Origin of the sequence: Bradyrhizobium sp. Arg237L (assembly GCF_029990105.1) — a bacterium.
In the GTDB taxonomy this organism is placed as follows: Bacteria; Pseudomonadota; Alphaproteobacteria; order Rhizobiales; family Xanthobacteraceae; genus Bradyrhizobium.
The window spans coordinates 1-16,502 of record NZ_JAQMIL010000101.1; the positions used below are offsets into that span (position 1 = coordinate 1).

Annotated in this window: 19 protein-coding genes; 7 read left to right on the forward strand and 12 right to left on the reverse strand. The window is 63.9% G+C overall.

The annotated features are described in order from the left end of the window. Positions 1-83: 83 nt before the first annotated feature. A complete protein-coding gene (locus OZ411_RS39050; protein WP_282532205.1) occupies positions 84-758 on the reverse strand; it encodes a response regulator transcription factor in 675 nt (224 codons plus the stop codon). Between the two features lie 340 nt (positions 759-1,098). Between OZ411_RS39050 and OZ411_RS39055 the strand changes: the two genes are divergently transcribed. Next, on the forward strand, positions 1,099-2,724 hold the full coding sequence (locus OZ411_RS39055) for an MFS transporter (protein ID WP_282532224.1): 1,626 nt from the start codon (positions 1,099-1,101) through the stop codon (positions 2,722-2,724). Between the two features lie 206 nt (positions 2,725-2,930). On the opposite strand, the gene OZ411_RS39060 is transcribed toward OZ411_RS39055, so the two are convergent. From OZ411_RS39060 to OZ411_RS39070, 3 genes are read right to left on the reverse strand one after another with little or no spacing between them, the layout of a single operon-like run. Continuing rightward, entirely contained in the window at positions 2,931-3,395 is a 465-nt protein-coding gene (locus OZ411_RS39060) for a secondary thiamine-phosphate synthase enzyme YjbQ (protein ID WP_282532206.1), read from the reverse strand. 26 nt (positions 3,396-3,421) lie between these two features. After that, positions 3,422-3,946, reverse strand: coding sequence for a hypothetical protein (locus OZ411_RS39065; protein ID WP_282532207.1), 525 nt, complete (start codon positions 3,944-3,946; stop codon positions 3,422-3,424). Between the two features lie 29 nt (positions 3,947-3,975). Further along, complete coding sequence (locus OZ411_RS39070) at positions 3,976-4,599, reverse strand: 2-hydroxychromene-2-carboxylate isomerase (protein ID WP_282532208.1); 624 nt, start codon at positions 4,597-4,599, stop codon at positions 3,976-3,978. Between the two features lie 272 nt (positions 4,600-4,871). Between OZ411_RS39070 and OZ411_RS39075 the strand changes: the two genes are divergently transcribed. From OZ411_RS39075 to OZ411_RS39095, 5 genes are all read left to right on the forward strand, one after another. Further along, the gene (locus OZ411_RS39075) at positions 4,872-5,243 is read left to right on the forward strand and encodes an AtpZ/AtpI family protein (RefSeq protein ID WP_282532209.1); all 372 of its coding nucleotides are present in this window, start codon (positions 4,872-4,874) and stop codon (positions 5,241-5,243) included. Between the two features lie 71 nt (positions 5,244-5,314). Beyond that, positions 5,315-6,064, forward strand: a complete 750-nt coding sequence (locus OZ411_RS39080) for a F0F1 ATP synthase subunit A (RefSeq protein WP_130227299.1) — start codon at positions 5,315-5,317, stop codon at positions 6,062-6,064. 52 nt (positions 6,065-6,116) lie between these two features. After that, the gene (locus OZ411_RS39085) at positions 6,117-6,347 is read left to right on the forward strand and encodes a F0F1 ATP synthase subunit C (protein WP_027537362.1); all 231 of its coding nucleotides are present in this window, start codon (positions 6,117-6,119) and stop codon (positions 6,345-6,347) included. A gap of 57 nt (positions 6,348-6,404) precedes the next feature. Beyond that, positions 6,405-6,974, forward strand: a complete 570-nt coding sequence (locus OZ411_RS39090; protein ID WP_130583473.1) for a F0F1 ATP synthase subunit B' — start codon at positions 6,405-6,407, stop codon at positions 6,972-6,974. Beyond that, positions 6,974-7,459 (forward strand): ATP F0F1 synthase subunit B, encoded by a 486-nt coding sequence (locus OZ411_RS39095; RefSeq protein WP_130583472.1) that lies wholly within the window; start codon positions 6,974-6,976, stop codon positions 7,457-7,459. Before OZ411_RS39090 ends, OZ411_RS39095 begins: the two co-directional genes overlap by 1 nt. 184 nt (positions 7,460-7,643) lie before the next feature. Here the strand turns inward: OZ411_RS39095 and OZ411_RS39100 are convergent, their stop codons facing one another. The 5 genes from OZ411_RS39100 to OZ411_RS39120 all read right to left on the reverse strand — a co-directional run bounded on the left by OZ411_RS39100 (position 7,644) and on the right by OZ411_RS39120 (position 12,834). Then, complete coding sequence (locus OZ411_RS39100; protein ID WP_282532210.1) at positions 7,644-8,294, reverse strand: hypothetical protein; 651 nt, start codon at positions 8,292-8,294, stop codon at positions 7,644-7,646. A 103-nt stretch (positions 8,295-8,397) separates the two neighbouring features. After that, on the reverse strand, positions 8,398-8,985 hold the full coding sequence (locus OZ411_RS39105; RefSeq protein WP_130583842.1) for a GNAT family protein: 588 nt from the start codon (positions 8,983-8,985) through the stop codon (positions 8,398-8,400). Between the two features lie 37 nt (positions 8,986-9,022). Then, positions 9,023-10,312, reverse strand: a complete 1,290-nt coding sequence (locus tag OZ411_RS39110; RefSeq protein ID WP_130583843.1) for a pitrilysin family protein — start codon at positions 10,310-10,312, stop codon at positions 9,023-9,025. Next, complete coding sequence (thrC, locus tag OZ411_RS39115; protein ID WP_282532211.1) at positions 10,309-11,727, reverse strand: threonine synthase; 1,419 nt, start codon at positions 11,725-11,727, stop codon at positions 10,309-10,311. The genes OZ411_RS39110 and thrC overlap by 4 nt, the downstream gene beginning before the upstream one ends. 462 nt (positions 11,728-12,189) lie before the next feature. After that, the gene (locus OZ411_RS39120) at positions 12,190-12,834 is read right to left on the reverse strand and encodes a response regulator transcription factor (RefSeq protein ID WP_282532225.1); all 645 of its coding nucleotides are present in this window, start codon (positions 12,832-12,834) and stop codon (positions 12,190-12,192) included. A 133-nt stretch (positions 12,835-12,967) separates the two neighbouring features. On the opposite strand from OZ411_RS39120, the gene OZ411_RS39125 reads away from it, so the two are divergent. After that, positions 12,968-14,245 (forward strand): histidine kinase, encoded by a 1,278-nt coding sequence (locus OZ411_RS39125; protein WP_349017071.1) that lies wholly within the window; start codon positions 12,968-12,970, stop codon positions 14,243-14,245. Between the two features lie 114 nt (positions 14,246-14,359). On the opposite strand, the gene OZ411_RS39130 is transcribed toward OZ411_RS39125, so the two are convergent. From OZ411_RS39130 to OZ411_RS39140, 3 genes are all read right to left on the reverse strand, one after another. Next, a complete protein-coding gene (locus OZ411_RS39130; RefSeq protein WP_282532213.1) occupies positions 14,360-15,136 on the reverse strand; it encodes an SURF1 family cytochrome oxidase biogenesis protein in 777 nt (258 codons plus the stop codon). Next, a complete protein-coding gene (locus tag OZ411_RS39135) occupies positions 15,133-15,522 on the reverse strand; it encodes a DUF983 domain-containing protein (RefSeq protein WP_282532214.1) in 390 nt (129 codons plus the stop codon). Before OZ411_RS39135 ends, OZ411_RS39130 begins: the two co-directional genes overlap by 4 nt. A gap of 76 nt (positions 15,523-15,598) precedes the next feature. Next, complete coding sequence (locus OZ411_RS39140; protein WP_282532215.1) at positions 15,599-16,495, reverse strand: cytochrome c oxidase subunit 3; 897 nt, start codon at positions 16,493-16,495, stop codon at positions 15,599-15,601. Positions 16,496-16,502 lie beyond the last annotated feature (7 nt).

Genomic DNA, 16,502 nt, shown 5'->3' on the forward strand with positions numbered 1-16,502 from the left:
CGATGGTTCGAGTGTGGAAACCCAAACCTACCGGAAAGGGCGCGCTCACCGCCCCATGGAATCTACAATTCAGGTGTGGCTGATCACCCCTGCGGCGTGCCCTGGCGCCATTGGCCGCCGGCGATCTTGGCAGCGGCGATCACGGCCTGGGTTCGGCTTTCGACGCCGAGCTTTTGCAGGATCGCGGACACATGCGCCTTGATGGTGGCTTCGGAGACGCCGAGCTCGTAGGCGATCTGCTTGTTGAGCAAACCCTCCGACAGCATCATCAGGACACGCACCTGCTGCGGCGTCAGGGTCACCAGCCGGTCACGCAGCCGCGCCATCTCGGGATCGCCGGCCGACGACAGGTCGGTGTCGGCGGGAACCCAGACGTCGCCGTCCATCACCTTCATGATGGCATCGCGCAGCGTATCGACGCCGAAGCGTTTCGGGATGAAACCCGACGCGCCGAAGTCGAGCGAGCGGCGGATCGTGGTGGCATCATCGCTGGCTGATACGATCACCACCGGAATCGCCGGATACTGCGCGCGCAGATAGATCAGGCCGGAGAAGCCGCTGATCCCCGGCATGGTCAGGTCGAGCAGAATTAGGTCAACGTCAGCGTCCTTCTCGAGCAAGGCGGTGAGCTCGTCGAACGAACCTGCTTCGGTAATGGCGGCCGCACTGACGACGCTCGCGACTGCCTGCCGCAGCGCATCGCGGAACAGCGGATGGTCATCGGCGATGACAAGATGGGTCTGGACAGCAACGGTCATCGGTATCTCTTGAGCGGGTCGCCGCCCCCTTTTTTGTCCCTTGTCCTCCGAGCGAAGGCTGCGTGCAAGCCGTAATTCTACCGTCTGTCGAAGCAGTTAATGCGCGCGCTTGTGCGTCGCAACACGCGGGCCGGGACCGCGCAACCGGCAACTCCTCGCAGCGTGGAAGGGCGTGAAAAAGGGCCGAAAGTCGTATTGGGGCGGCTTTTGCCGCGATGTTACCCTCCTTCCAAGCCCGTAGCTCATCCGGCCGAACTCGGCAGGCGAGTTCACCAGCAATAATTTGGGGGGAATGATCCAGATGTCCACAATGACTGCAAGTTCGGCGCGCCCTGGCGGCATGACAAAGGATGAACGCTTCGTCATCCTTGCCTCCTCGCTCGGTACCGTCTTCGAGTGGTACGACTTCTATCTGTACGGATCGCTGGCCAGCATCATCGGCGCGCAGTTCTTCTCGGCCTATCCGCCGGCGACTCGCGACATTTTCGCCCTGCTGGCCTTCGCCGCCGGCTTCCTGGTGCGTCCGTTCGGCGCCATCGTGTTCGGCCGCGTCGGTGACATCGTCGGCCGCAAATACACATTCCTTGTGACCATCCTGATCATGGGCCTGTCGACCTTCATCGTCGGCCTGTTGCCCAACGCCGCCACCATCGGCATCGCCGCGCCGGTCATCCTGATCGCGTTGCGCCTGCTGCAGGGCCTTGCGCTCGGCGGAGAATATGGCGGTGCAGCAACCTATGTCGCCGAGCATTCCCCGCAGGGCAAGCGCGGCTACTACACCTCCTTCATCCAGACCACCGCCACGCTCGGCCTGTTCCTGTCGCTGCTGGTGATCCTGTTCACGCGCACCGCGACCGGCGAACAGGCGTTCGCGGAATGGGGCTGGCGCATTCCGTTCCTGGTGTCGGTGCTGCTGCTCGGTATCTCCGTCTGGATCCGGCTGCGGCTGAATGAATCGCCGGTGTTCCAGCGCATGAAGGACGAGGGCAAGAGTTCCAAGGCACCGCTGACGGAAGCCTTCGCCAACTGGGCCAACGCCAAGATCGTGCTGCTCGCCCTGATTGGCGGCACCATGGGCCAGGGCGTGGTCTGGTACACGGGCCAGTTCTACGCGCTGTTCTTCCTGCAATCGATCCTGAAGGTCGACGGCTACACCGCCAACCTCCTGATTGCCTGGTCGCTCCTGCTCGGCACGGGTTTCTTCATCGTGTTCGGCATGCTGTCCGACAAGATCGGCCGCAAGCCGATCATCCTCGCCGGCTGCGCGATCGCTGCGCTGACCTTCATCCCGATCTTCAAGATGATCACCACCAACGCCAACCCCGCGCTGGAAAAGGCGATCGAATCCACCAAGGTCGAGGTGGTGGCCGATCCCAAGGGCTGCGGCGACCTGTTCAACCCGGTCGGCACCCGCGTCTTCACCGCGCCTTGCGACACCGCGCGTGCCTACCTCGCCCAGTCGTCGGTGAAGTACGCGACGACCTCCGGCCCGGCCGGCTCCGGCGTGAAGGTCGTCGTCAACGGCAAGGAAGTGCCTTACGCTGACGCCAAGACTTCCAATGCTGCGGTGCTGGCGGCGATCCAGGCGGCGGGCTATCCGAAGACGGGCGACGCCGGCATCGTGAAGATGTCGAACCCGTTCGACATCTTCCGTCCGCAGGTCGCGGCCGTGATCGGGCTGTTGTTCATCCTGGTGCTCTTCGTCACCATGGTCTACGGCCCGATCGCCGCCATGCTGGTCGAATTGTTCCCGACCCGCATCCGCTACACCTCGATGTCGCTGCCGTACCACATCGGCAACGGCTGGTTCGGCGGCCTGCTGCCGGCGACCGCGTTCGCGATCGTGGCCTCGACCGGCGACATCTATGCCGGCCTCTGGTACCCGATCATCTTCGCGGCGATCACCGCGGTGGTCGGTTTCCTGTTCCTGCCGGAGACCAAGGACGTCGATATCAGCAAGACCTGAGACGAATCGCGCTTCCAGCGCTTGCTCGATCGGCCGCGGAGCGATCCGCGGCCGATTTTGTTTGAGCTGGCTGATCTCCAAGTTTCGTAGCCCGGGCGGAGCGCAGCGCAACCCAGGACACTTGTGTCGACATCTACCAGCGGTCCCGGGTTACGCTGGCGCTTCACCCGGGCTACGGAGCTTCCCGTGAGAAGAGACGATCTGCGTCATTTTGTGCTGCCGACGAATTGCAGCACGACCTCGCGCCGGTGCGGCCTGGCGCGATGCTCGATCAGGTAGATCGCTTGCCAGGTGCCGAGCGCGAGTTCGCCATCCAGCACCGGAACCTGAAGCGAGGTCGACGTCAGCATGGTCTTGATATGCGCCGGCATGTCGTCGGGACCTTCGGTGTCATGGCGCCATCCGCCATTCTCCGGCGCCAGACGGCGCAATACGGTCAGGAGATCCTCGAGCACGGTCGGATCGGCATTCTCCTGGATGGTCAGCGACGCCGAGGTGTGACGGATGAACAGCGTCACTTGCCCCTCGGCCCCGCGCGCCTCGCGCAGGAATTTTGCGACCTCCGATGTCAGATCGGTGAAGCCGACGCCCGGCGTGTGCACGGTCAGTAGCGATGACACGATGGTGGTGGCACTGACGGTTGATGGAGCGCTCCGCGAGAGTGAGGTCATGAACGAAGGACCCATCTACAAACGAATTAAATCTTCCCCGACGCGTCGCGCTGCACGCGGTTGGCCATCTCGACCAGGCGGCGCCAGGCTCGCTCGAGGAACGACATCATGCGGTCCATATCCTGATCGCTCGGCAACGGGATTTCGATCCTGCGTCCGCCCTCGGCGACCTTCGGCTCGCTTTTCTTCAGCGAATCCGATTTCGGCAGCGCCTCGTCGGTCTTGCCGGTGGTGGTCGGATCGCGCTGCGCGAGCTCGGCCTTGAGCGTCTCGTTCTCGGCCTGCAGCCGGCCGATTTCCGCGTCCATCGCGGTGCGCTCGTCGGGCACGGCATAGCAGGCCCAGCCCGTACCCGAATTATTGTTGCAGGTTGAGACCGTGCCGGTCCGCGTGTCGAGCCGCAGCACGCCATCGGCGGTGGCCGACAGCGAGTAACGGCCGTTCTCGGTATCCGGCCGGGATTGGGCAAAGGCTGTGCCGCTCAGGCTCACGCTCAACGCCACACCGGCCAGGACCGTGGAAACTTTCGAGGATGAGGTCGCGTTTCGCATCGGCTTCCTCCCGCAAGATCAGCGTGCCCCTATACATCCGACGTATAGGGCCGCCTGCCCGACTTCAATGCATCGGCGAGCAAATCCAGCCGGTCCTGCCCCCAAAATACCTCGCCATCCAGCACATAGGCGGGCGAGCCGAATACGTCGGCCGTTATCGCATCCTGACGGTTCTGCTCGTAGGCCGCGCTGATCGCCTCCGAAGCGGAACGTTCCACCAGCTTGCTGCCGGGCAAGCCCGCTTCGTCGGCAAGGCGCGCCACTGTCGCGGGATCGGCGAGATCGAGCTGGTCCTCCCAGACCGCGACAAAACCGCGCTTCAGGAAAAGATCGGGATGGAGCCCCAGCTCGATCGCAGCGATGACCGCGCCGTCTGCAAGGCGGGCATTGAAGGGCCAGTGCGCGGGCTTGAGATGAAACTGCAATCCGCGCCGGTCGCGCCAGCGCTGCAATTCCACCATCCGATAACGTTGCCGCACCGGGTGGCGCTTGAGAAGCGGCAAGCCGCCGGTCTCCGAGAACAGGTCGACCAGCACCACCGGCTTGTAGTTCACCTTGAGATCAAAGCCAGTGACGAGATCGCGGAACGGCTGGTGACCGATATAGGCCCAGGGAGATTGAAACGAGAAGTAGTAGTCGACCTGGCGCGACATGACGGCTCCGAGCGGGATTGGTGCGACGATGCAGGCATCCCAACAGAGCGTCCCGACCGGTGCAAGACCGCCGCGGCCTGAATGTCGGCTGTTGCGTTGCGATGACAGGTCGCAGACATCTGGAATATCTCCAAAGAAGTGCAATCGAATCAATGCGCTAACTGGTTGTTACGCAATCTTGACTTGATCGGACACGGTAAGTATGGTCCGCGCGGCTTTTGAGGGTGGCGGCGCAATTTCCATCAACCGCAGCATCGTTTAGTGTCTGCCGCATGGCGGAAAACAAAAACGACAACGCAAGTGGAAATCGCGACCAGTCGTCGTCCGACGAAGCTGCGCTTTCCGCAAGGCTCGGAAGTCTGGATCATCGGTTGTCCGAAATACGCGACAGCCGCAAAATCAGGACTGATCAATCCGGAACTGAAAGCGGAGACGGTGCCGCCAGAGCTTCCGCTATGGCGCTCGGTTTCCGGCTTTCCTCGGAATTGGTCGCGGGCGTTGTCGTCGGGGCGGTGATTGGCTGGGGATTCGACCGTCTGCTGTCGACATCGCCGTTCGGTCTCATCGTGTTCCTGCTGCTCGGCTTCACGGCCGGCGTGGTCAACGTGGTGAGGTCTGCAGGCATGGCCTCAGGCAAGCGCTGAGCCCTGGCGGAAGTCACGACATCTGTAATTCGATTGCCGGCGGATAAGCCGGGGGACCAAGAGCCGCGCGGATGAAAATCGATCCGATCCACCAGTTCAATATCGAGCCCCTCTTCACGATCGGCCATATCGGCGATCACACGATCGCCTTCACCAATTCGACGCTCTACATGTTCGTGGCGGTGGCGTTGATCTCGGTACTGATGCTGGCGAGCGGCCGGCAACTGGTTCCGGGGCGCCTGCAGTCGGTCGCCGAAATCTCCTACGAGTTCGTCGCCAGCACCATCCGCAGCACCGCCGGCGCGGAAGGCATGAAGTTCTTCCCGCTGATCTTCTCGCTGTTCATGTTCATCTGCGTCTCGAACCTCGTGGGCATCATCCCCTACACGTTCACGATTTCGAGCCACCTGATCGTCACCGCAGCGCTCGCGCTGCTCGTGTTCTTCACCGTCCTGATCTACGGCGTCTACAAGAACGGACTGAAGTTCTTCAAGATTTTCGTGCCGTCCGGCGTTCCGATCTACATCCTGCCGCTGGTCATGTTCATCGAGATCCTGTCGTTCTTCCTGCGGCCGGTCTCGCACAGCGTGCGTCTGTTCGCTAACATGCTGGCCGGCCATATCGCGCTGAAGGTGTTCGCGGGTTTCGTCGCGATGCTCGGCGTCTCGCTGGGCGCCGTCGGCTGGCTCGGCGGCGTGATGCCGCTGGCCCTCACGGTCGCATTGACCGCGCTCGAATTGCTGGTCGCTTTCCTGCAAGCCTACGTGTTTGCGATCCTGACCTGCATCTACCTCAACGACGCCATTCATCCGGGACACTGAGCGGTCCGGGGAATTTCCACCCACATCTGTCTTTCTCTCCAAGGAGCAAACTATGGAACCGGCAGCAGCTAAACTTATCGGCGCGGGCATCGCGTGCATCGGCATGGGCGGTGCGGGCGTCGGCGTCGGCGTTATCTTCGGCAACTACCTTGCCGCCGCGGTCCGCAATCCGTCCGCCGCCCAGGGCCAGTTCGGCAACCTGATCTTCGGCTTCGCCGTGACCGAAGCGCTCGGCATCTTCTCGCTGCTGATCGCGTTGCTCTTGCTGTTCGTTCCGCTCTGAGCGGTACACTTTTGCGCCGCCTGCGGGCGGCGTCCGTGACAGCTACAGGAGAACACCATGGCTGAGAGTCATGGCGAAGCATCAGGCCAGAAGGCCGGCGCCCACACCGAAGCCGATGGCGGCCACGGCGGAGCTTTCCCTCCGTTCGATTCGTCCACCTTCGCCTCGCAACTGGTGTCGCTGGCTATCGCCTTTGTCGTGCTCTACATCATCGTGTCGCGTTTCGCGCTGCCGCGTGTCGGCGGCGTGATCGAAGCGCGCCAGAACATGATCGAGGGCGATTTGGCGGAAGCGCAAAAGCTCAAGGACGAGTCCGCGGCTGCGCTGAAGGCTTATGAGAACGACCTGGCGGCCGCGCGCTCCCGCGCTCAGGCCATCAGCAGCGAGACCCGCGAGAAGCTGAACGCGGCCTCCGAAGCCGAACGCAAGGTGCTGGAGGACAAGCTTACAGCCAAGCTCCACGACGCCGAGAAAACCATCGCGGCGACGCGGGCGGCGGCGATGAGCAATGTCCGCGGCATCGCGGCGGACGCGGCGACCGCGATCGTGCAGCGGCTAACCGGCGTGGCGCCGGATGGCGCTGCGGTGAACGGCGCCGTCGACGCCTCGCTGAAGGGACAAGCCTGATGTTGACCGAGCCGGAAACCTGGGTTGCGATCGCCTTCGTCATCCTGATGGTGGTGTTTGCCTATCTCGGCATCCATCGCACGGTGCTGAAGGCGCTGGACAACCGCAGCGAACGCATCAAGGCCGAACTCGACGACGCTCGCCGCCTGAAGGAAGAGGCCGCAAAGCTGCTCGCCGAATACAAGGCCAAGCGCACGACTGCCGAGCGCGAGGCGGAGGAAATCGTCGCGAGCGCCAAGGCGGACGCCGAACGCATCGCGGCTGAAGCCAAGACGAAGATGGAAGATTTTGTCGCGCGGCGGACCAAGACCGCCGAGAACAAGATCGCGCTCGCCGAAGCCCAGGCTCTGGCGGATGTCCGTGCCGCTGCGGCGGATGCCGCCGTGACGGCGGCGTCCACCATCCTGTCGCAGTCGGTCAAGGGCTCCGTCGCCGACGACCTCCTCGCCAAGGGAATCGCCGAGGTTCGTTCCAAGCTGAACTGAGCGGCTTCAACGCAAATCAAAAAAGCCGGCGCGAGATGATCGCGCCGGCTTTTTTGTTTGGGACTGTCTTGTAGGGTGGGCAAAAGCGAAGCGTGCCCACCTTTCTTGCACCGAACGTGGATGGTGGGCACGCTTCGCTTTGCCCACCCTACCGCCGCCGTCGGTCGTTCAACGCAGGTGGCCGCTACTTCTTCCTTACCGCCTTCGGCTTTGGCTCGGGCTTCAGAGCCTGCGGGTCGAAGCCGATGTAGAAGACGTAGTTTTCAGCAACGTCGGCCGACGGCGCCGGAAAGGTCAGATCCTCAGCCACCAGCGTAAAGGGTTCGCTGCCGGATTCGCCCATCGTCACCGTGGTCTGATAGGCCTTGGTCGCGATCGTCTTTTCCGAGACGCCGCCCTGCACCACGGCGACGCGCAGCGGCACCTGAACGGTCGGCGGGGCGCCGGCAGGACCGACAATGATCCGGCCCTGGATGCCGATTCGCGCCGTGATCTCGCCGCCATTGATCGCGCATTCGCGGGCGGTGCGGGTGATCGTCGCCTGGAACCGCAGGTCGCTGCCGACCGGTTCCTTGCCGGGCGCCCCCACCGCGTAAGTCGAGGCACCGGAGCGGATCGCCACCGGCGGACAGAGGACGTCCGATTCGTTGCTCTGGCCCTCGGCGGGCGCCGAGGGCTTCTCAGCCGGTGCCTCCTCGGACTTGCCGCCGCCGAACAGGCTCTTGAAGCGGTCGGTCAATGACTGTGCCGCCGCCGGCGCGGCCAGGGTGCCGCAACCAAGCGCGGTCGCCACCACTGCGGCGATCGCGGCCCTGATCACACGATGTCTTGCCATGCGAAATCCCTGCCATCCCATTTCCCGAGTGGCGTTATAGCAGCGCAATGGCGGCGAACCCAAGGCACCAACAAAGGCGCTAACCAGCGCTAAGAACCCGGTATTAACCCCGGAAATCTTCGTGCAACAGGCCAAACAGCAGGTGATCCTGCCAGATGCCATTGATGCAGAGATAGCGCCGCGCCAGGCCCTCGCGGGTGAATCCGCATTTCTCCAGGACGCGGATCGAGGGCGCGTTGGAGGGGATGCAAGCGGCCTCGATGCGGTGCAGATTGAGCTCGCCGAACAGCGAGGGCAACAGCACCCGCAGCGCCGTGGTCATGTAGCCGCGCTGCGCATAGGGCTCGCCGACCCAATAGCCGATGGTGCCGGCCTGCACGATGCCGCGGCGGACGTTGGCGAGCGTGATGCCGCCGACCATCACGCCGTCCACTTCGCGGAAGATGATGAAGGGATAGGAGCGGTCGGCGGCGATGTCCTCGGCGTAGCGGCGCAGGCGGCGGCGGAAGCCCGAACGGGTCAAATCATCCGACGGCCAGATCGGCTCCCAGGGCGTGAGATAGGCGCGGCTCAATTCGCGCAATTGCGCCCACTGCGGAAAGTCGGCCATTTGCGGCGCACGTAGCAGCAGTCCATGACCGCGCGGCATCAGGGCGGCCGGTCCGCTGGATGGCAAACGAAACAGGGCCATGCCCTTGAACTCCCTGCCCGCTATCGGGGCTGCCGGTCTAGTGCAGGAGCGTCTTCGCCTTCGACCGGGTCAATCCTTCCGCAAAAGACACCGCCGTGTCCAGACCTCTGCCGCTGCCGAGCGCCACCACCGCGGGCCGGCTGCGCGCGAGCAGCGCACGGGCGGCATTGCGGGTCGATTCGACACTCACCGAATCGATCCGGCTGACCAGTTCGTCCACCGTCAGCGGCCTGCCATAGGCTAGCACATGCCGTGCCAACTGCTCGGCGCGCGAGGAACAGCTCTCCAGCGCCATCAACAGCCCCGCCTTCATCTGCGCCTTGGCGCGGGCGACCTCGGCCTCGGTCAGGGTCTCCACGGCCTCATTCATCACGTCCACGATCACTTCCATCATTTCCGGCGCATCCGACGGATCAGTGCCGGTGTAGAGGCCGAAAAAGCCGGTGTCGCTATAGGGGGCGTGGAAGGTGTAGATCGAGTAGCACAGCCCCCGCTTCTCCCGCACCTCCTGGAACAGCCGCGACGACATCCCGCCGCCGAGCGTGTTGGTGAACACCTGCAGCGAGAACAGCGACAGGTCGGTCTGCGGCACGCCTTCCAGCGCCAGCGTCAGATGCGCCTGTTCGAGGTCGCGGTGCACGACGCGGGAACCGCCCTTGCCGAACATGGCCGCCAGCGGCTTCGGCGCGGGCGCTGCGTCGAAGCTTGCGAACTTCTGCGTTGCCTCTTCGACGATCCGCTTGTGGTCCACCGCGCCGGCAGCGGAGATCACCATATCGGGCCCGCGGTAATGAGTTGCGAGGTAGCCGCGCAGCATGTCGCGGTCGAACCCCTTGAGCGTCTTGGCGGTGCCGAGCAGGGAGCGGCCCATCGGCTGGTCGGGATAGCAGAGCTCGTTCAGGTGCTCGAACACGACGTCGTCGGGCGTATCCTGTGCCGCGCCGATCTCCTGCACGATGACGCTCTTCTCGCGCTCGAGCTCATCAGGCACGAAGGAGGGATTGGCGAGGATGTCGGCGAGCACGTCGAGCGCCAGCGGCACATCCGCCTTCATCACGCGCGCGTAATAGGCCGTGGTCTCGGTCGAGGTGCCGGCGTTGAGATCGCCGCCCACGGCCTCGATCTCCTCGACGATCTCGCGCGAGGAGCGGCGCGTCGTGCCCTTGAACGCCATGTGCTCGAGCAGGTGGGATATCCCGTGCTCGTTCGGCTTTTCGTCGCGTCCGCCGACGCCGGCCCACACGCCGAGCGCGGCCGTCTCCAGATGCGGCATGGTGTCGGTGACGACAGTCAATCCGGACGGCAACTTGGTGATCTCAACGCTCATCCGGCTACTCCCTGCTTGGCGGCGCGACTCACCGACAATACGAACTTTTCGACTTCCGCCTGATCGCTTTTCATCACCTTGAGGTGTTCGGGTTTGGTCATCAATCCGTCGAGCCAGGCCGGCAAATGCGGTCGCACCCCGCAGGCGGCCTCGACCGCATCGGGGAACTTGGCCGCATGCGCGGTCGACAGCACGATATTGGGAATCCTCGAATCGGCGCTGTCGCGGTCGGCGACCGCCAGCGCCACCGCGGTATGGGGATCGACGAGATCCCCCGCCTCGCGCCAGGCGGCGCGGATCGCGGCCGCAGTCTCGGTCTCGTCCGCCTTGCCTGCGTCGAACTCCTCGCGGATCGCAGCCAGCATCGCAGCCGGCAACACGAAGCGGCCGGACTGCTTCAGCGAATCCATCAGCCGCCGCACGCTGTCAGCGTCGCGCCGGCTTGCCTCGAACAACAGCCGCTCGAAATTCGAGGACACCTGGATGTCCATCGACGGCGAGGTCGTGGCGTGAACCTCGCGGACCTCGTAGATACCCGTCTTCAGCGTGCGCGGCAGGATGTCGTTGATGTTGGCCGCGATCCGCAAGGACCGGATCGGCAAGCCCATGCGCTTGGCGACGTAGCCTGCAAAGATGTCGCCGAAATTGCCGGTCGGCACCGTGAAATCCACCGTCCGCTCCGGCGCGCCGAGCGCAACCGCCGAGCTGAAATAGTAGACCACCTGCGCCACGACCCGCGCCCAGTTGATCGAGTTCACGCCCGACAACGACACGGCATCGCGGAAATCGTGATGGTTGAAGAGCCCCTTCACGATCGCCTGGCAATCGTCGAAGGTGCCTTCGATCGCCAGCGCATGGATGTTGGCGGCGCCGGTCGTCGTCATCATCCGCCGCTGCACCTCGGAGATGCGGCCTTGCGGGAACAGCACGACCAGATCGACATTTTCGAGATTGGCAAAGGCCTCGACCGCGGCGCCGCCGGTATCGCCCGAGGTCGCGACCACGATCGTGGTGCGCTGTGAACGCTTCGCCAACACATGATCCATCAGCCGCGAGATCAACTGCATCGCGACGTCCTTGAACGCCAGCGTCGGGCCGTGGAACAGCTCCAGCAGGAATTGATTCGGGCCGATCTGGTCGAGCGGCACGACCGCGGGATGGCGGAACGTTGCATAGGCTTCGTTCGCCATGCGACCGAGATCGGGATCGGAAATCTCGCCGCCCGCGAACGGCCTGATGACCTCGACCGCGACTTCCCAATAGGGCCGTCCGAAGAAACCGGCGATGGTCTCGCGCGACAGGACCGGCCAGCTTTCGGGCACGTACAGGCCGCCGTCGCGGGCGAGCCCGGTCAGCATCACATCACAGAAACCGAGAGCCGGGGCCTCTCCCCGGGTCGAAACATACCGCGTCAAACCGCCCTCCAAAGGCTCAAGCCTTTACCTTAAGCCCTTGATATCATGGAATTTATCGAGTTCTCGCTGCGCGGACTCGAAGCGCCACCATAAAGGGTTTTCGCGCCAAGGGGAAACCGCTTCTTGTGCGGCGCTGCCGCAAAGCACGGCCGACTGGCCGGCTAGACGGAGGTGTATCGTCAAGCGCGCTGGGATGCACCAATCCATCGCTGGCTTCACGATGGCAGCCGCAGTGACGTCGGAACCATTGCCGCTTTTTCCCGTTTATGTCCGCCATCGAGGCAAGGGGAGCAGCGACCAGCGGCGTGGCCGATGCTCCGGCACATTGCATCAGAACCGAAACAAGCTCTAGGAATCGCCTGCACCGCCCTGCTGTTCCCGAATTGCCCCGGCAGAAGCGAAATGCAAGCGATGGGAACGGTCGCGCCTTCGGGCGCGACCAGTTCCGCAGGCGATTAAGGGTCAGCTCAACCCCATCTCGACGGCGATACGGATCAGATCGGAATGGCTCTTGGCGCCGAGCTTCTGCTTCAGAAGCGAGGTGGTGTTGGCGACGGTCTTGTAGGAGATGTTGAGCGCCGCGGCGACCTCGCCGATCTTGTCGCCCCGGCCGAGCAGTCGCAGGATTTCCAGTTCGCGTGGCGACATCAGCGAGGCCGGATTGGCCTTGATGGCGGCGCCCGAAAAGGTCACGGCCTCGGCAAGGTGCGGGGATATGAAATTGTCCCCGGCCGCGACCTTGCGAACGGCTTTCACGAACACCCTGGGGTCGTCGGTCTTCGAGACATAGCCCTGGGCGCCTGCTTCCACCGCGCGGACCACGAAGGCCGGATCGTCGTTCATGCTGAACATGATGATCCTGGCCTCGGGATCTTCCTTGCGAATCCGGCGCATCAGCTCGAACCCGGAAACATCCGGGAGGTTGATGTCGATTACGGTAACATCGGGCTTCTTGCTGACATAGGCGCGGTGCCCCGACTTGGCGTCGGTGGCTTCCTCGATCTTCACCGAGCTGTCGGAAGCGAACAGGGACCGGCACCCGGACAACACGACCGGGTGGTCATCGACAATCAATATTCTTGTGGCCGGTTTCGGCGTATCTTGCATAACTTGCATTCTGTATCCAGAACATAGATGGCCGGGAACCTGTGAAAAGGGAAAACCGCCGGAGCGAATTAGAATTATCCAAATGTGGAAAAGATGTTCGCTCCGAACGCGGTTCTTCCTTCCGCTCGGTATCATGTTCGTGGCCGCGCTCCTGGTCGGAGCGATTTCGCTACAGCTCTTCGTGCCGGAACAACTGTCGGACGAGAACGCACCGGCCGCACGTTCGGCCAGGGTGGTTGCAGACGCGCTCAACAGCGCGCTTGGGACCTCGGCCAATCCGCAAGCGACGCTGGATGCCTTTGCGCAGGCGCTAGGCGCGTCCGAAGCCATCCGCTTCCGACCCGACGGCGCAAGCCGCCCGCCCCCGGTCGAGGTGCAAACGCCGATCGGACGGGTGCCACGATGGTTCGTGGACCTGCTCACGATACCGGAGATCGGCGCATCGTTCCCCGTCCGGATCGAAGGCAAGCAGGTCGGCCAGATCATTTTCTCGCCCGACCTGTCGGCCGATATCTTCGAGAAATGGATCGGCTTTGTTGCGATCACATTCTCCGCGGTCGCGCTGACGCTGCTTACCGGTATTATCGCCCATTTCACCGCCGGCGCCGTGCTGCGCCCTCTGCAGGATCTCGGCGAAGGCCTCACCCGCATGCGCGGGGGTGATTATAAGCAGCTCATCCCCCAGTCAGGCCCGCCGGAGATCCGCCGAAGCGCCGAGGAAGCCAACGAACTCGCCCGCACGCTCTGCCGGCTGAGCCAGGACAATCGAGGTTTGCTGCGCCGTATCGTCTCGCTGCAGGACGACGAGCGGCGCGACATGGCGCGCGAACTGCACGACGAGCTTGGACCGCTATTGTTCGGCATTCGCGCCAAGGCGGTTGCGCTGCTCGAAGCGATCCCGCATGGCAACCTGCAACTTGCGGCCTCCGCCGACGGCATCCTGCAATCGGTCGAAGCGCTGCAGCAGGCCAACCGCCGCATCCTCGACCGGCTGCGGCCGCTCTACATCCAGGAATTGGGACTGGAGAACAGCATCGAGACCTTGTTGCAGTATGCGCGCGCACAAGCGCCCGGGCTTAAGCTCGTCTCGCAGATCGACGGCAGGCTGAATGCGATCGAGGGGCTGCTCTCGCAAACCGTCTATCGCGTGATCCAGGAGAGCATCACCAACGTGCTGCGCCATGCCCGCGCCCGCTCGGTCACCGTGGAGGCTTCGATGAAGGCGGCGGAGCTGATCGTGGAGGTATCCGACGACGGTATCGGCCTTCCCAAGGACTCTGTCTTCGGCCGCGGGCTGACGGGGATGCAGGAACGGGCGCGCGCGCTGAGCGGCACGCTCGAGCTGGTGCGCAAAGACGGACGGACCATCGTGCGCTGCTGCCTGCCGGTCGGCGACAGCGCGCTTGGCTAGACCATGAGCTCGTAGCCCGGGTGGAGCGGAACGCGTAACCTGGGACATCTGCGTCGGTGCAAGCGGTCCCGGGTTACGCTGACGCTCCACCCGGGCTACGGTGCTGCATCCGAGCTACTCGGATCTGATCCGACGTTGGCCGCGAAACCACAATGCGAAGACGATCAGCACCGCCACGGCTAGCGTGAACCAGGTGATGGCGTATTGCATGTGGTCGTCCTTGAGATTGACCTTCAGCGGTCCCGGCTTGGGAATGCCGCTGTCGGGCACGGGCGACTCCAGATCGATGTAGAAGGGCGCGACTGTCTTGCCGCCCTCGCCCCAGCCAAGTGCGCTTGCCATCGCCAGATGATTGCGGACGAACCACAGGCGCTTTGCCGGATCTTCCTTCGGCGTCAGCGAGCCGGCGCTTTCGGGAAAGCGGAGATAGCCGGTCAGCTTGACCGGTTCGCCCGTGATCAGGGGTGCGGCCACCCGATCCTGCTGGGCACGATCCTGCATCGTGTTCTGCACGAAGCCGGCATTGACCACGACGATCTCGCCGTCAGGCAGGCGCGCCGGGAGAAACGCCCAGGTGCCGGGACCGGAAATGTCGTCGCGGACCGCGGAGCCGGAGCTGAACACCATCGCATCCGGCAGCTTCGCATAGGTCGCCGTAACCGTGACGCGGCGGAATTCGTCGCTCACCGGACGGAGCGCAGCCCATTGCGAAGGCTGCGGCAGCGCTTCGGGCGCCGCCGCCAGGCGCTCGTTGAGGGCCGCGATCAGCGCATGCTTCGCGACCCGGCGCTGCAATTGCCAGATCCCGAGGCTCGTGAACACCACCACCAGGATCAACGTGAAAATGCCGAAGCCGGCGGCACCGCGCCGGTACGAGGATGGTGCGGTCATTTCTGCTCGCGCTTGATCAGCCGGCCCTCCGCCGCCTTGTGGTGGAACTGGAGTGCGATCAGAAGCGATTTCATCGAACGCAGCGGCAGCAAGGTGGTGACGACGATGAGCGGCAGCCAGAGCACCGCATGCACCCAGAATGGCGGCTGGTACTTGACCTCCACGATCAGCGCGCAGGCGACGACGATCGCGCCGGCCAGCATGATGATGAAGATCGCCGGTCCGTCACCGGAATCGATGAAGGCATAATCCAGCCCGCAGCTCTCGCAGCGCGGCGCGAGCGTGAGGAAGCCCGCATAGAGCTTGCCCTTGCCGCAGCGCGGACAGCGGCAGGCGATGCCGCGGAGCGCGCTCTCGGTAACCGTCGGAGGAGTGTCGGCAGGCATCAAGTGGTTCGATCTTCGCTTCCAAAAACCAAAAGGGCGGCCGTCGGGCCGCCCCCTTGTAGCACATCGCGGCGGGTTAATGCGCGGCGTGCGCCATGGCTTCGGCGCCGCGGCCCCACACGTAGATGCAGATGAACAGGAACAGCCAGACCACGTCGACGAAGTGCCAATACCAGGCGGCGAACTCGAAGCCGAGGTGCTGCTTGGGCGTGAAGTGGCCGGCATAGGCGCGGAACAGGCAGACCAGGAGGAAGATGGTGCCGATGATCACGTGGGCGCCGTGGAAGCCGGTCGCCATGAAGAACACGGAGCCGTAGACATTGCCGCCAAACGAGAACGTCGCGTGGGCGTATTCATAGGCCTGCACGCAGGTGAAGGCCGCGCCGAGCAGCACGGTCAGGATCAGGCCGTATTTGAGGCCCTGGCGGTCGTTTTCCAAGAGCGCATGGTGGGCCCAGGTCACGGTGGTGCCGGAGGTGAGCAGCAGCAGCGTGTTGAGCAGCGGCAGGTGCCAGGGATCGAAGGTCTCGATGCCATGCGGCGGCCAGGTGCCCGGCACGGCGCAGGCGCCCATCTGGGTGCCGGCGCCGCAGCCGAACACTGCGTCGCGAGTAGCGTGGACGGCGTCGGCCGGGAACAGCGCGGCGTTGAAGAACGCCCAGAACCAGGCGACGAAGAACATCACCTCGGAGGCGATGAACAGGATCATGCCGTAGCGGTGATGGAGCTGCACCACACGGGTGTGGTCGCCCTTGTACTGCGCCTCGCGGATCACATCGCCCCACCAGCTCGCCATGGTGTAGAGCACGCCGATCACGCCGATGCCGAACACGATCGGCGCGCCCGTGAACATGTGATGCATCCAGCCGATGGCGCCGAAGCACATGATGAAGGCCGAGATCGAACCGACCACCGGCCAGGGGCTCGGATCGACGAGATGGTAATCGTGATGCTTGACGTGCGCCTCAGCCATTGCAGTC

Excerpts from the sequence above, each read along its gene's own strand:
- OZ411_RS39050 (WP_282532205.1), bottom strand. The coding sequence starts at position 758 with ATGACCGTTGCTGTCCAGACCCATCTTGTCATCGCCGATGACCATCCG.
- OZ411_RS39055 (WP_282532224.1), top strand. The coding sequence starts at position 1,099 with ATGACAAAGGATGAACGCTTCGTCATCCTTGCCTCCTCGCTCGGTACC.
- OZ411_RS39060 (WP_282532206.1), bottom strand. The coding sequence starts at position 3,395 with ATGACCTCACTCTCGCGGAGCGCTCCATCAACCGTCAGTGCCACCACC.
- OZ411_RS39065 (WP_282532207.1), bottom strand. The coding sequence starts at position 3,946 with ATGCGAAACGCGACCTCATCCTCGAAAGTTTCCACGGTCCTGGCCGGT.
- OZ411_RS39070 (WP_282532208.1), bottom strand. The coding sequence starts at position 4,599 with ATGTCGCGCCAGGTCGACTACTACTTCTCGTTTCAATCTCCCTGGGCC.
- OZ411_RS39075 (WP_282532209.1), top strand. The coding sequence starts at position 4,872 with ATGGCGGAAAACAAAAACGACAACGCAAGTGGAAATCGCGACCAGTCG.
- OZ411_RS39080 (WP_130227299.1), top strand. The coding sequence starts at position 5,315 with ATGAAAATCGATCCGATCCACCAGTTCAATATCGAGCCCCTCTTCACG.
- OZ411_RS39085 (WP_027537362.1), top strand. The coding sequence starts at position 6,117 with ATGGAACCGGCAGCAGCTAAACTTATCGGCGCGGGCATCGCGTGCATC.
- OZ411_RS39090 (WP_130583473.1), top strand. The coding sequence starts at position 6,405 with ATGGCTGAGAGTCATGGCGAAGCATCAGGCCAGAAGGCCGGCGCCCAC.
- OZ411_RS39095 (WP_130583472.1), top strand. The coding sequence starts at position 6,974 with ATGTTGACCGAGCCGGAAACCTGGGTTGCGATCGCCTTCGTCATCCTG.
- OZ411_RS39100 (WP_282532210.1), bottom strand. The coding sequence starts at position 8,294 with ATGGCAAGACATCGTGTGATCAGGGCCGCGATCGCCGCAGTGGTGGCG.
- OZ411_RS39105 (WP_130583842.1), bottom strand. The coding sequence starts at position 8,985 with ATGGCCCTGTTTCGTTTGCCATCCAGCGGACCGGCCGCCCTGATGCCG.
- OZ411_RS39110 (WP_130583843.1), bottom strand. The coding sequence starts at position 10,312 with ATGAGCGTTGAGATCACCAAGTTGCCGTCCGGATTGACTGTCGTCACC.
- OZ411_RS39120 (WP_282532225.1), bottom strand. The coding sequence starts at position 12,834 with ATGCAAGATACGCCGAAACCGGCCACAAGAATATTGATTGTCGATGAC.
- OZ411_RS39125 (WP_349017071.1), top strand. The coding sequence starts at position 12,968 with ATGTTCGTGGCCGCGCTCCTGGTCGGAGCGATTTCGCTACAGCTCTTC.
- OZ411_RS39130 (WP_282532213.1), bottom strand. The coding sequence starts at position 15,136 with ATGACCGCACCATCCTCGTACCGGCGCGGTGCCGCCGGCTTCGGCATT.
- OZ411_RS39135 (WP_282532214.1), bottom strand. The coding sequence starts at position 15,522 with ATGCCTGCCGACACTCCTCCGACGGTTACCGAGAGCGCGCTCCGCGGC.
- OZ411_RS39140 (WP_282532215.1), bottom strand. The coding sequence starts at position 16,495 with ATGGCTGAGGCGCACGTCAAGCATCACGATTACCATCTCGTCGATCCG.